The organism is Pelagerythrobacter marinus (assembly GCF_009827515.1).
Lineage (GTDB): Bacteria > Pseudomonadota > Alphaproteobacteria > Sphingomonadales > Sphingomonadaceae > Pelagerythrobacter > Pelagerythrobacter marinus.
This window is the reverse complement of record NZ_WTYO01000002.1, coordinates 1-13,372: the sequence shown is the minus strand read 5'-3', so window position 1 is coordinate 13,372 and position 13,372 is coordinate 1. Positions and strand designations below refer to the sequence as shown.

The 13,372-nt window shown below is 70.1% G+C and carries 10 protein-coding genes; 5 read left to right on the top strand and 5 right to left on the bottom strand.

Annotation, left to right across the window (positions count from 1 at the left end; genetic code table 11):
* Positions 1 to 7 precede the first annotated feature (7 nt).
* Positions 8 to 2,797 carry a DUF3857 domain-containing protein gene (locus GRI72_RS03830; protein ID WP_160732640.1) on the bottom strand — a complete coding sequence of 930 codons (2,790 nt, stop codon included), beginning with the start codon at positions 2,795 to 2,797 and terminating at the stop codon, positions 8 to 10.
* Between the two features lie 128 nt (positions 2,798 to 2,925).
* Between GRI72_RS03830 and purB the strand changes: the two genes are divergently transcribed.
* Entirely contained in the window at positions 2,926 to 4,236 is a 1,311-nt protein-coding gene (gene purB / locus GRI72_RS03825; protein WP_160732639.1) for an adenylosuccinate lyase, read from the top strand.
* Positions 4,237 to 4,339: 103 nt separating this feature from the next.
* On the opposite strand, the gene GRI72_RS03820 is transcribed toward purB, so the two are convergent.
* Positions 4,340 to 6,538 (bottom strand): transglycosylase domain-containing protein, encoded by a 2,199-nt coding sequence (locus GRI72_RS03820; protein WP_237486775.1) that lies wholly within the window; start codon positions 6,536 to 6,538, stop codon positions 4,340 to 4,342.
* 49 nt (positions 6,539 to 6,587) lie between these two features.
* On the bottom strand, positions 6,588 to 7,580 hold the full coding sequence (gene cobS / locus GRI72_RS03815) for a cobaltochelatase subunit CobS (protein WP_160732638.1): 993 nt from the start codon (positions 7,578 to 7,580) through the stop codon (positions 6,588 to 6,590).
* A gap of 100 nt (positions 7,581 to 7,680) precedes the next feature.
* On the opposite strand from cobS, the gene GRI72_RS03810 reads away from it, so the two are divergent.
* Complete coding sequence (locus GRI72_RS03810; protein WP_160732637.1) at positions 7,681 to 8,538, top strand: oxygenase MpaB family protein; 858 nt, start codon at positions 7,681 to 7,683, stop codon at positions 8,536 to 8,538.
* A gap of 24 nt (positions 8,539 to 8,562) precedes the next feature.
* On the opposite strand, the gene soxR is transcribed toward GRI72_RS03810, so the two are convergent.
* Positions 8,563 to 9,054: a redox-sensitive transcriptional activator SoxR gene (soxR, locus tag GRI72_RS03805; protein WP_160732636.1), complete on the bottom strand. Its 492-nt coding sequence runs from the start codon at positions 9,052 to 9,054 to the stop codon at positions 8,563 to 8,565.
* A gap of 117 nt (positions 9,055 to 9,171) precedes the next feature.
* On the opposite strand from soxR, the gene GRI72_RS03800 reads away from it, so the two are divergent.
* A complete protein-coding gene (locus tag GRI72_RS03800) occupies positions 9,172 to 9,543 on the top strand; it encodes a VOC family protein (RefSeq protein WP_160732635.1) in 372 nt (123 codons plus the stop codon).
* A gap of 6 nt (positions 9,544 to 9,549) precedes the next feature.
* Here GRI72_RS03800 and ubiA read toward each other — a convergent pair whose 3' ends face one another.
* Positions 9,550 to 10,452 (bottom strand): 4-hydroxybenzoate octaprenyltransferase, encoded by a 903-nt coding sequence (gene ubiA, locus GRI72_RS03795; protein ID WP_160732634.1) that lies wholly within the window; start codon positions 10,450 to 10,452, stop codon positions 9,550 to 9,552.
* 217 nt (positions 10,453 to 10,669) lie between these two features.
* On the opposite strand from ubiA, the gene GRI72_RS03790 reads away from it, so the two are divergent.
* Complete coding sequence (locus GRI72_RS03790; protein WP_160732633.1) at positions 10,670 to 11,431, top strand: 16S rRNA (uracil(1498)-N(3))-methyltransferase; 762 nt, start codon at positions 10,670 to 10,672, stop codon at positions 11,429 to 11,431.
* 49 nt (positions 11,432 to 11,480) lie between these two features.
* Entirely contained in the window at positions 11,481 to 12,851 is a 1,371-nt protein-coding gene (locus GRI72_RS03785; RefSeq protein WP_160732632.1) for a glutamate--cysteine ligase, read from the top strand.
* The last annotated feature ends 521 nt before the right edge of the window (positions 12,852 to 13,372 follow it).

Below are 13,372 nucleotides of genomic sequence, written 5' to 3'. Positions count from 1 at the left end.
GGCGCGATCAGCGCGGCGGGGCGATGCCGTATGCGCGATAGACCGCCTCGAGCGCCGGCTCGGCCGCGAGCGCTACCGCGATGTCCTCGCGCCCGCCGGCGTCGCCCAGTTGCAGCCGCACGATCCCGCGCATGTAGCGCGAGGCATGTTCGTCCGGCGAGGCGGCGAGCACCTTGTCGAGATCGGTCAGCGCGCCTTCCGCCTCGCCCAGGCGGAACAGGACCATGGCCCGGCTGTCGAGCGCGCCGATCCCGCCGGCCGACTGTTCCACGGCCTTGAGGCAGACCGGCAGCGTCTCGTCCGTCGCGCGGTTCCAGATCCCGGAATACCAGCACAGGGCATTGAACGCCTCCGACCCGGGGGCGGCGAACTCGACCAGGTCGGCCAGCCGTTCGAGCCCTTCCTCGGTCTGGCCGGCCCAGCCCTCGGCATAGGCGATCTGGATGTCGCCCCAGTCGGGATTGCTGGCGACCAGCGCGCTGTCCTGCGCCAGCGCGATCGCTTCCTCTCCGCGGCCGAGCTGGCCGAGGATCTCGACCTGCTTGAAGTGATCGGGATTGGCCGGATCGAGCGTTTCGGCCGCCTGGAGGTCGGCCAGCGCGCCCTCGAGATCGCCGAGCTGCCGCCGGGCCTGGGCGCGCCGGCGGTGAAGCCAGGCGGCGGGCTCGCGCTCCAGCGCGACGTCGAGGTCGGCCAGCGCCCCGTCCCAGTCGCCGACCCCGGCGCGGAAGATCGCGCGGTTGGTAAAGGCGCCGGCCTCGTCGTCGTCCTCGCGCTCCACCAGGACGGCATAGGCCTGCTCCAGGTCCTCCAGCATGGCCCGGTCGCTGCCGCGATAGTCCCAGGCGCGCCGGGTGTCGGCAGGCGCGACGAAAGTGGGCAGGCGGCGCTTCATGCGGATCGCCTCGCGCTTGGTCGCGGGCAGTTCGCTGGCCGGGATTTCCCACGCGTGGCTGACCACGTCCTGCGTGATCGCGATCCGGTCGCCCTCGATCCCGCCCGAGGAGACAATCCGGTTGCCGCCGATCTCGCGATCGAACGCCGGTTCCCCCCGCACGGTGAACCCCGCCCCGTCTTCGGGCAGCAGCCATTCCACCTGCGTGCGCCAGAACAGCGGCCCGTTCACCGTTACCGGCAGGTCGCGCCACTCGGCCCGCGCGCGGTCGTTGTCGAAGCGGAACGACGCGGCGGGGAGATAGGGCATTTCCAGCCGGTAACGGCCGTCGCGCATGTTCCACGGCGTGGTCATCAGCCCTTCGACCGTCACCGTCGCGCTGCCCGATTCGTCGTCGAAGGCGATCGACCGCTCGATCTGGCGATGATCGCCGATGATCGCGGTCGCCGCGCCCTGGATGAACTCGTCGCGCTGGTCGCCGTCTTCCAGCTGGGCCAGCATCCGGAAGGCCGAGGCATCGGGCCCGGTCACGGTCAGTTCGAGATCGAACAGCGCCGGCAGGGCGATACCGGCCCGCTGGTCCACCGCGAGGCGCACGGTGCGGCCCGGCACCGGCAGGGGCCGCGCGGGAATCGGCTGGAGCCCGGCCCCGCCCTCGCGCAGCGGCAGCGCGTGCCCGAACCGCGGAACCGCCGCCATCGTCTGCAGGCGCGTGCCCGTGCTCGTGCCGTCGAGCCAGTACGTCTCGCCGCCGATATCGGCGCGCACGATCACGTGGTTGAAGTTGCCCGGCACGGGCAGAAGCTCGGGAATGGCATCGCCCATCGTCGTGCTGACCAGCACGGCCTCGGCCTCGATCCCCAGCTCGCGCAGCATGGCAAGCAGGAGGAGCGACTTGGCCTTGCAATCGCCGTAGCGCTTCTCCCACGTTTCGGCCGGGGATTGCGGCAGGTAATTGCCCCCGTCGAGGCCGTTCATCAGGTAACCGACTTCTTCCTGCACCAGCTGCACGGCCAGCGCGGCGCGCGCGAGCGGGTCGCTTTCCGCGGCGCGGATACGGTCGAGCTCCTGCGCGATGGCGCCGCCGGGCGCGATCGTCCCCTCGGTCGCGTAGTAGGGCGCCATCGAGGCGGAAACCGCTTCCCAGCTGTCGAACGTGCCGGCCTGCACGGTGGGCGCGAGGCGGAACCGCACCGGCGCATCGTCGGGCATCTCCGGCGGTTCGGCCAGCGGCATGGCGATCGCCAGCCGCGTCATCCCGTCTTCGCGGGTCAGCCGGGCCGCGCCGTCCGCGCGGCGCAGCTGGTGCTGCACCGCCTGCCCTTCGGGCCAGGCGAGGACGATCCGCCCGCTCGCGACGGGCAGCGGCTCGGCAAGGATTTCGGAGCTCCATTCCATCTGCCCGTCGAGCGCCTGGTCGCGCCGCGTGACCGAGTAGGCGACCCGCAGCGTATCGCCGACGCGCAGGCCGGGGACGGCCAGCGTCGCGGTCAGCCCGCCATCGAGGATGCGTTGTTCCAGCTGCCGCTCGCGGCGAAGCACCTCGAACCCCGCGCCGTCGGCCAGGACATCGAGCGTTTCCCCGTCGCGCACCAGCTCGATCCGATGGACGATCAGGTCGCCCTTGTCCGGCAGCCAGTTGGCCGAGACGGTGCCGAGCTGGCTCAGCATCTCGGGCGTCTCGAAGGCCAGCGCGATGTCCCTGAACTCCCACACCGTTCCGCCGTCGAGCAGGACCTGCGATTCGATCAGCCGCATCGGCTTGCCCTGGTGGCTGTCCGCCGGGGGCAGTTCGGCCACCTCGACCCATTCCGGCTCCGGCTGGTAGAGGATCTCCTCCCCGGCCCAGGCAGGCGCGACGAGCGCCGCCGCGGATATTCCCCCGGCAATCAGACGAACCACGTGATGCATGTGCCCCCCAGCGATGCAATTCCCCTGCCGTGCACCCTACCCGCGATCTGGCGGGTTGCCAATCGGCCTCCCCGCATATAGCCGCGCCGCGACACCCGTTTTCCCGCCCGGAGTTTGCCATGGTCCCCCGTTACGCCCGCCCCACGATGTCCGCGATCTGGGAGCCGGAGGCGCGCTATCGCATCTGGTTCGAGATCGAGGCCCACGCGACCGAGAAGCTGGGCGAGCTGGGCGTCGTGCCGAAAAGCGCGGCGAAGGCGCTGTGGGACTGGTGGGCGACCGACCCGAAGATCGACGTACCCGCGATCGACGCGATCGAGGCGGTGACCAAGCACGACGTGATCGCCTTCCTCACCTGGGTGGCGGAGCAGGTGGGCGATGAAGCCCGCTTCATGCACCAGGGCATGACCAGTTCGGACGTGCTCGACACGACCCTGGCGGTGCAGCTCGCCCGCGCGTCGGATATCCTTCTGGAAGACCTCGACCTGCTGCTCGCCGCGATCCGCCGCCGCGCGGAAGAGCACAAGTACACCCCCACCATCGGCCGCAGCCACGGCATCCATGCCGAGCCGGTGACCTTCGGCCTCAAGCTGGCGCAGGCCTATGCCGAGTTCGCCCGCTGCCGCCAGCGGCTGGTCGCCGCGCGCGCGGAGATCGCGACGTGCGCCATTTCGGGCGCGGTGGGCACGTTCGCCAATGTCGATCCGGCGGTGGAAGAGCACGTGGCCGAGCGGCTGGGCCTGGCGATCGAGCCGATTTCCACCCAGGTCATTCCGCGCGACAGGCACGCGATGTTCTTCGCCACCCTGGCGGTGATCGCCGGGTCGATCGAGCGCGTCGCGGTCGAGGTCCGCCATCTCCAGCGGACCGAGGTGCTCGAGGCGGAGGAATACTTCTCCCCCGGCCAGAAGGGTTCGAGCGCGATGCCGCACAAGCGCAACCCGATCCTGACCGAGAACCTGACCGGCCAGGCGCGCATGATTCGCGCCTATGCCCTGCCCGCGCTCGAAAACGTCGCGCTGTGGCACGAACGCGACATCAGCCATTCCTCGGTCGAGCGCTTCATCGGCCCCGACGCGACGATCACGCTCGACTTCGCGCTCGCACGGCTGACCGGCGTGATCGACAAGCTGGTCGTCTATCCCGAGCGGATGCAGAAGAACCTCGACCGCATGGGCGGGCTGGTCCATTCGCAGCGCGTCCTGCTGGCGCTGACCCAGGCCGGGATCAGCCGCGAGGATGCCTATGCGATCGTCCAGCGCAACGCGATGAAAGTGTGGGAATCGGACGGCGAACTGGCGCTGCTCGACCTGTTGAAGCAGGACGCCGAAGTCACCGCCGCGCTGGGCGAGGCCGAGCTGGAGGAGAAGTTCGACCTCGATTACCACTTCCGCCAGGTGGACCGGGTGTTCGAACGCGTCTTCGGCTGAGGCCGCCGCGCGCGTCCTCCTGCGCCGACGGCGCCCGGAGGCACGATGGATGCCCGAACGAGTTCGGCATGACGGGAATGGGGCTGGCTTCCGCGCCGGATGACTAGCGCGGTGCGGTGTCCTGCGGTGGATCGTCGCGCGGCGCGGCGCCCGGTTCGAGCGCCAGCCCGTCGCGATCGAGCCTGACATCGACCGGCATTCCACCGACCTCGGTCGAAAGGGTCGCCCCGCCCCCATCCACGCGCAGGCGCGAACCGCCCTCGCCCAGCGGGATATCGCCGATCTGCGGCACGTCCTGCGGCTGGACAGGGCCGGCGGGATCGGGGCTCGGCGTCGGGCGCGGGCGGGCGGGAGCACGCGTCTCGCCCAGCGCGCGGGCCATGAAGTCGCGCCAGATCCGCGCCGGCAGGCCGCCGCCGCTGATCCCGGCGAGCGGCGAGTTGTCGTCGTTGCCGATCCACACCCCGACCACCAGATCGCCGGCATAGCCGACGAACAGCGCGTCGCGGTTGTCCTGCGTCGTCCCCGTCTTGCCGAAGTTCGGCGCGCGCAGCATCGCCGCGCGCCCGGTGCCGCGGTTGATCGCGCTGCGCAGCAGGCGCTCGATCGCCTCGTGCCGCCCGCGCGAGAGGCTGTCGCGCCCGTTCCACAGCCAGTCGAACCAGCCCGGCTCCTCCTCCACGAACGCGTGGGGGCGCACGGGGAAGGAATTGCCCGCGATCCCGGCATAGGCGGCGGTCAGTTCCATCAGCGTCATGGTCGAGGTGCCCAGGGCCAGGCTGGGGTCGCCCTCGGCCAGCGGCGAGGCAACGCCCAGCCGGCGGGCCGTGTCGATCACCGCCTCGCCCCCCACCTGTTCGAACAGCCGCACCGCGGCGACGTTGCTCGACCGGGCGAAAGCCTGTTCCAGCGTCAGGCTCTGCGAATAGGAACCACTGGCATTGCGCGGGCGATAGCTGCCCGTTTCGATCATGCTGTTGTCGATCGCGTCCTCGGGCGACATCCCCGCCTCCAGCGCGGCGAGATAGACGAACAGCTTGAAGGTGGAGCCCGGCTGCCGCCGCGCCTGGGTCGCCCGGTTGAACGGCGACCTGGCGTAATCGCGCCCGCCGATCATCGCTACGACCTCCCCATTCGGCCGCATCGCCACCAGCGCGACTTGCGCCGTGCCCAGCGGCGCGCGGGCGATCACGTCGCGGGCAATGCCCTGCAGGCGCGAATCGAGCGTGGTCGCGATCGTCTGCTCCGAATAGCCATTGCCGGTCAGCTTGCGCGCTTCGGGCAGGGCCCAGTCGGCGAAATAGGTCCCGGTCGGCAGCTCGTTGCGCCGGCGCACGTCGAGCCGGGGGGTCGGCAGGCGGCCCGCCTCCTCCGCGGTCAGGTAACCGGCATCGACCATCGCCGCGACCACCAGCCGCATCCGCCGCTCGGCCAAATCGAAATTGCGCGTCGGGGCGAGGCGCGACGGGGCCTGGAGCAACCCGGCCAGCATCGCGGCCTGTTCGGGCTTGAGGTTCTCCGGGTGGCGGTAGAAGTAATGGAGCGAGGCCGCGCGCAGGCCATAGGTATTGTCGCCGAAATAGGCGTTCGACAGGTACCGTTCGAGGATCTCGTCCTTGCTCAGCCAGGCTTCCAGCCAGAACGCGATCAGCGCCTCGCGCGCCTTGCGCGTCAGGCTCTGCTCGGGCGTCAGGAAGGTGAACTTGGCCAGTTGCTGGGTGATCGTGCTGCCGCCCTGGGTCGGCCCGCCGGTCAGGTTGGACCACAGCGCCCGGGCGATGCCGCGCGGATCGATTCCCCAGTGGCTGTAGAACCGCCGGTCCTCGATCGCCAGGAAGGGCTCGATAACGTGCGGTGGCAGGTCGGCCGCGCGCACCGGCTCGTCCACCACCGCGCCGTTGCGCGCGATCGGGGTGCCGTCCGATGCCAGCAGGGTCAGCTGCGGCGGCGCGATCGGTTCGAGCGAGCGCGACAGCGGCGCGGTCACCGCGAGCCAGCCGACCAGGAGGATAAAGGCGAACAGCCCCCCGGCCGCAATCCGCACCGTCCAGCGCCAGCGCCGTCGCCGGCGGTCGCGCTTCGGCTCGTCCTCGATATAGCGGTCGAGCTGTTCGAGCCGCTCGGCCCAGGGGTCGCCGGCCCGCGGCATCGCGCCGCCCCCGCGCGGCGCGGATTCCGGCGCGCCCGCCGGGTCGGACCAGCCACCGGCAGGGGCATCCTGCAACGCGTAGAATCCCGGTCCCTCAGGCTCGTCGCCATCGGTGCGCCGCTTGCGCGAAAGCCAGGAAAGGATGCGGGTCATCGACTTGCTGTGTTACACACTTAACACAGCCGGGCGCCGCTTCAACCCGTCACGCCGCCGAAACCACGCTCTCCGGCAGTTCCTCGCCGAAGACGCGCTGGTAATACTCGGCCACCAGCATCCGCTCCGCCTCGTCGCACTTGTTGAGGAAGCTGAGACGGAAGGCGAAGCCGATGTCCTTGAAGATCGCGGCATTCTCCGCCCAGGTGATGACCGTGCGCGGGCTCATCACCGTGGAGATGTCGCCGTTGATGAAACCCTGACGGGTCAGGTCGGCGACCTTGATCATGTCGGCGATCGTCTTCGGATCGCTGTCCGGGTTCTTGGCCGCGACGATCTCCTGCTCGGTCTCGGCCGGCAGGTAATTGAGCGCGACGACGATGTTCCAGCGGTCCATCTGCCCCTGGTTGATCGCCTGGGTGCCGTGATAGAGGCCGCTCGTGTCGCCCAGGCCGACCGTGTTGGCCGTGGCGAAGAGGCGGAAATTGGGATCGGGGCGGATCACCCGGTTCTGGTCGAGCAGGGTCAGCTTGCCCGCCTGTTCGAGCACGCGCTGGATCACGAACATGACGTCCGGCCGGCCGGCGTCGTATTCGTCGAACACCAGCGCCACCGGGTGCTGCAGCGCCCAGGGCAGCAGGCCTTCGCGGAACTCGGTCACCTGCAGGCCGTCGCGCAGAACGATCGCATCGCGCCCGACCAGGTCGATCCGGCTGATATGCGCGTCCAGGTTGATCCGGATGCAGGGCCAGTTCAGCCGCGCGGCGACCTGTTCGATATGGGTGGACTTGCCCGTGCCGTGATAGCCCTGGACCATCACGCGGCGATTGTGCGCGAACCCGGCGAGGATCGCCATCGTGGTCTGCGGTTCGAACACGTAGGCATCGTCGCGGTCGGGCGTGCGTTCGTCGGGCTTCGAGAACGCGGGCACTTTCCAGTCGATGTCGATCCCGAATGTCTCGCGCACGTCGACTTCGGTGTCGGGTGCGGCGATTACGGTCTTGCTCGCGTGGTCGAAGCTCTTGTCGGTCATGTCGTTCATCTCGCGCGGGTGACTATACGCGCGGCCGCACCGCTGCAAGCGCCGCGCGCGGCGCGCGGCGGAGATTTCATTGCCGCCGCGCCAGGCTATAGAGGCAGGCATGGCCGCCCCGCTCCCTTCCCAGCGCCTGCGCGAGCAACTCGTCCGGCGGGTGCGCGCGGTCTTCAACGAGGATGGCCAGCAGCCCGTCCCCCCTTCGGACGAGGCGCTGTTCGCGCGCGACACGCCGATCCGGCTGGTCCATGCCGACCTCGTCGGGATGATGGTCGGCGGGATTCGCGGCCTCCTGCTGCAGATGCTCCACCCCCACGCGCTCCAGGGCGTGCTCGACCATTCGGATTTCCGCCACGACATGCACGGGCGGCTGCGGCGCACCGCGCGCTTCATCGCGGTCACGACCTTCGGCCACCGTGACGATGCCCGCGCCGCGATCGCGCGGGTCAACCGGATCCACGAACGGGTCGGCGGCACGCTGCCCGACGGCACGCCCTATTCGGCGCGCGACCCGCGCACGCTCGCCTGGGTCCACGTGGCCGAAGCGACCAGCTTCCTCGCCGCCTACCTGCGCCACGTCGATCCGGCCCTGCCGCCGGCCGCGCGCGACGAGTACTATCGCCAGTTCGCCGTCGTCGCCCGCGCGCTGGGCGCGGCCCCGGTGCCCGAAAGCGAGGCCGAAGCGCGGGCGATCTTCGCCGAGCTGCGGGGCGAGCTGCGCACCTCGCCCGAGGCGCGCGAGGTCGCGCAGTTCGTGCTGACCCAGCGCCCCGAGGCTGCCCCGGCCGCGCTCCAGGCGACGCTCGCGGCGGAGGCGGTCGCCCTCCTCCCGCCGTTCGCCCGCTCGATGCTGGGGCTCCAGCGGCCCGGCCTCGCCGCCCTTCCGGCGCGCGCGGCGACGTGGGGCATGGGCAAGGCGCTGCGCTGGGCCTTCCGCCAGGGGCCGCGCCACCAGGGGCGCTGACGGCTCGTGGCCGGCCCCGGCCGGTCAGGCCGGCGGTTGCTGCGCGCCGGCCCTTTCGCCCTCCCCGTCCGCTTCCAGCCGGCGCAGGACGCGCGGGCCGGGCCCCGCCTCGCCCGCGCGGTCTTCGGGATTGTAGAGCTTGCAATGCTTCAGGCTCAGGCACCCGCAGCCGATGCACCCGTCGAGGTTGTCGCGCATCGCCTCGAGCTGCGCGATCCGCCGGTCGAGCCGGTCGCGGATCGCCTCGCTGATCTTCCACCAGTCGAAGCTGGTCGGGGTCCGCCCGTCGGGCAGGCGGGCGAGCTGTTCGGCGATCTCCTCCAGCGTCAGGCCCAGCTTCTGCGCGATCAGGATGAAGCTCAGCCGCCGAATGTCGGAACGCAGGAAGCGGCGCTGGTTGCCGCCGGTGCGATGGGCGGTGACCAGCCCCTTGTCCTCGTAGAAACGAATCGCGGAGGGGGAAAGGCCGGTGCGCCGGGCAAGGGCGCCGATGGGAAGGAGGTCGCTTGCGTGCATGATTCGCCGCTAGCGCATTTCGCGCTTGACCTCAACTTAAGTTGAAGTTGCATTGTCCGCCGCACCGATTCGCACGAAGCGCGGCAAGGGGCCGCTCGCGAGCCAAGGAGGTGCACAATGCCCAGGGGCCAGATCGAACACGCCAATCTCACCGTCACCGATATCGACCGCAGCGCCGCGCTGTTCGAAAGACTCCTCGGCTGGCACGAGCGCTGGCGCGGGCCGGCGATGCTCGGCGGGGAAACGATCCACGTCGGCGACGAGGCGACCTATCTCGCGCTCTACACCAATCCCGATGCCCGCGGCGGCTATGCCAAGGGCGTGCCGCTCAACCACGTCGGCCTGCTGGTGGACGATCTCGACGCGGCCGAGCGGATCGTGATCGAGGCCGGGCTGGAGCCCTTTTCCCACGCCGACTACGAACCGGGGCGCCGGTTCTACTTCCTCGACTGGGACGGGATCGAGTTCGAGGTGGTCAGTTACGGCTGATCGCCGTCAGGCATTGCCGACGACGAAGCAGGCGGCGGCGACCAGCGCGCCGGTCCACCGGTTCGAGCGGAAACGGTCGAGCGGGTTGGCCGGCTGCGCGGGATCGAGCGTCGCGACCTGCCAGGCGAGATGCGCCGCCGCCGGGGCCAGCGCCAGCAGCGCGACCCAGTCGCCGCGCAGCAGCCAGAAGGCGAGCGCCCACAGGGCCACCGCCCCGCCGTAGAACAGCGCCACGCCGGGCCTGACCCGCGCGCCCAGCCGCAGCGCGGAAGACCGGATGCCGACCAGCGCGTCGTCCTCCCGGTCCTGCAAGGCGTAGATCGTGTCGTAGCCGACGACCCACAGCGCGCAGCCGGCATAGAGCGCGGCCAGGGCATCGAGGTGGTCGCCGCGCAGCGCGATCCAGCCGACCGGCGCGCCCCAGCTGAACACCAGCCCCAGCCAGGCCTGGGGCCACCAGGTGATCCGCTTCATGAACGGGTAGGCGGCGACCAGCGCCAGGCTCGCCAGCGCGACGGCCTGCGCCTGCCACCGCAGCTGGAGCAGGACGATCAGTCCCACCGCGCAAAGCGCCAGCAGCCAGGCCCAGGCCAGGCGTTTCGATATCCGCCCGCTGGCGACCGGGCGCACGGCGGTGCGCGCGACCTTCCGGTCCAGCTCGGCATCGACGATGTCGTTGTAGACGCAGCCCGCCGCGCGCATCGCCACGCTGCCCAGCAGGAGCCAGGCGAGCAGCATCCATTGCGCGCCCGCCCCCGCCAGCCAGACGCCGAAGGCGCAGGGCCAGAACAGCAGCCACCAGCCGATCGGGCGATCGAACCGACCGAGCTGCGCGAGGTCGCGCGGGACCTGCGGCAGGCGGGCGACGAGCCCGCGGTGTTCGGTGTCGGGGACGATATTGTCGCTCATGTCCGATGCCCTGGAGTCGATTTCACTGGTCGTTTTCCTTGAGACCGCACCGGCCCGCACCCGGCCACCCAACGACAGGGTATTCCATGGGTGACCGGGTAGGGGTGCGGGCCGGTGCCGCTTCAGCCTTGCCGAAAACGACCCTAGCCCCCTCGCGAGGCGGGCGAAAGTCGCGATCGCGCCTTGATCGCCGCCCTCGCTCGGCTAGAGCGTGCCCATGCCCGCGACACCCGCCTGGCCGCCCCGCTCGACCCCGCGCCTATATATCGACGGCGAAATCGCGCCGGGCGCTACCGTGGCGCTCGATCCGGCGCAGGCGCGCTATCTCGTCGCCGTGATGCGGCGCGGCGAAGGCGACCCGGTGCGCCTGTTCGACGACCGCACCGGCGAATACCTCGCCCGCATCGCGCGTGCCGACGCGCGCAAGGGATCGGTCGTCGTCGAACAGCGCCTCGCCCCGCGCGAGGACGTGCCCGACCTGTGGCTCTGCGCCTCGCCGATCCAGCGCGACAACTTCGCCCTCGTCGCGGAGAAGGCCTGCGAACTGGGCGTGCGCCGGTTCGTGCCGGTCGCCATGCGCCGCTCGGTCGTGCGCAAGGTCAATCCCGAGCGGCTGCAGCGCCGAATGGTCGAGGCGGCCGAACAATGCGGGCGCACGGCCCTGCCCGAACTGGCCGAGACGCGCGATCTCGCCGCCCTTCTCGATGCCTGGCCGCAAGGGCGCACGCTGTTCTTCGCCGACGAGCTGGGCGGCGTTCCGGCCCCGCGCGCCTTTGCCGCGGCGCCCGGCCCGGCCGCGCTGCTGGTCGGCCCCGAAGGCGGCTTCGACGATGCCGAGCGCGAGGCGATCCGCGCCCTGCCCTCGGCGCGCCCGGTGGCACTCGGCCCGCGCATCCTGCGGGCCGAAACCGCCGCCATTGCCGCCACCGCGCTGTGGATGGCGACCTGCGGCGACTGGCACGCGGAAACGCAGGCGTAGAAGAATAATTTCCTTTCCACGAAAGGTCCGGTTTCCTAACTCCAGCCGAATGAGCACACGCGAGGCCGCCGCCGCCGAAGACCCGGTTATCGAGAGCCGCGACCAGCTGGTCGCGCCGATGCAGGCGGGTGAAAAACCCCGCGAGGCCTGGCGCATCGGGACCGAGCACGAGAAGCTCGTCTACAAGCACGGCGATTTCCACGCGCCCAGCTACGACGAAAGCTGCGGCATTCGCGACCTGCTGCTCAACCTGGAAAAATTCGGCTGGGAACCGGTCGAGGAAGGCGGCAAGGTCATTGCCATGCGCGGGGCCGACGGCACCGTCAGCCTCGAGCCGGCCGGCCAGCTCGAACTGTCGGGCGCGCCGCTCGAAAACCTGCACGAAACCTGCAACGAGACCGGCCGCCACCTCGAACAGGTCAAGGCGATCGGCGAATGCTGCGGGGTCGGCTTCCTCGGCCTCGGCATGTGGCCCGACAAGGCGCGCGATGACCTGCCGATCATGCCCAAGGGGCGTTACGACATCATGGTCCGGCACATGCCGCGGGTCGGCAATCTCGGCCTCGACATGATGCTGCGCACCTGCACGATCCAGGTGAACCTCGACTATGGCAGCGAGGCGGACATGGCGAAGAAGTTCCGCGTCGGCCTGGCGCTGCAGCCGCTCGCCACCGCGCTGTTCGCCAATTCGCCGTTTACCGAGGGCAAGCCCAACGGCTTCCTTTCCTATCGCAGCCACATCTGGTCGGACACCGACCCGCACCGCACCGGCATGTTGCCGTTCGTGTTCGAAGACGGCTTCGGCTACGAACGGTGGGTCGATTACATGCTCGACGTGCCGATGTACTTCGTCTTCCGCGACGGGAAATATATCGACGCCGCGGGGCAGAGCTTCCGCGATTTCCTCGACGGGAAGCTGCCCGCCCTGCCGGGGGAGAAACCGCGCGAGGGCGACTGGTGGGACCACCTTTCCACCGCCTTCCCCGAGGTCCGGCTGAAAAGCTTCCTCGAAATGCGCGGGGCCGACGGCGGGCCGTGGAGCCGGATCTGCGCCCTGCCCGCGTTCTGGGTCGGCCTGCTCTACGACCAGGCCGCGCTCGACGCCGCGTGGGACCTGGTGAAGGACTGGACGATGGAAGAGCGCGAGGCGCTGCGAAACGCGGTGCCGAAGCTGGCGCTCGACGCGCCCGTTCCCGGCGGCGGCACGCTGCGCGAACTGGCGCGCGACGTGCTCGCCATCTCGCGCGCGGGCCTCGCCGCCCGCGCCCGCCTCAACACCGGCGGCGACAACGAGACCGGCTTCCTCGAAACGCTCGACGAGAGCGTCGCCAGCGGCAAGGTCCCCGCGCAGCGCCTGCTCGATCTCTACCATGGCGAATGGGGCGGCGACGTGACCCGGGTTTACGAACAGAGCTTCTAGGGCCCATCGTCAATGCCCCCGCCTGCGCGGGTGCTCGGTCATGGATCGCCTCTGGCACATTTTCCTTGACATTTCTAACCGTTTTGGTTATGTGGTGAGGGCCAGTCCAGACTGGCTACAGCGACGGGGGCAAAGCGTGTACGCGTCACGTCTGGCCGCTTCGTCCATACGGCCGGTGCCTCGGGGGGCTAGTGACCGCTCAATAAAGCACCCCTGTGCCGGGATGCGAGGACATGGGAACCCGGGTTCGCTCTTCGCGGTGGCCCTCAACGCCGCGAACGACACGAACCCTGGTTCCAACGGACGCTGGTTCCAACGGACGGGGCAAGCGCGAGCCCTGGCCCTGTCCGCGCCTCGCATTCCTCGAAGGGCCGAGCGGGAGGTTGAAGGCAACCCCTCCCGCCACTCGCAAGGATGTTGCCAAGGCAACCCTGTGACGCCCAGGTGGCAATCCTGTGATGCCCAGGCGGCACCGGCCGGTTCCGTCCGCTTGCCTTTCCTCCCGGCGTAACCGTCCGCAC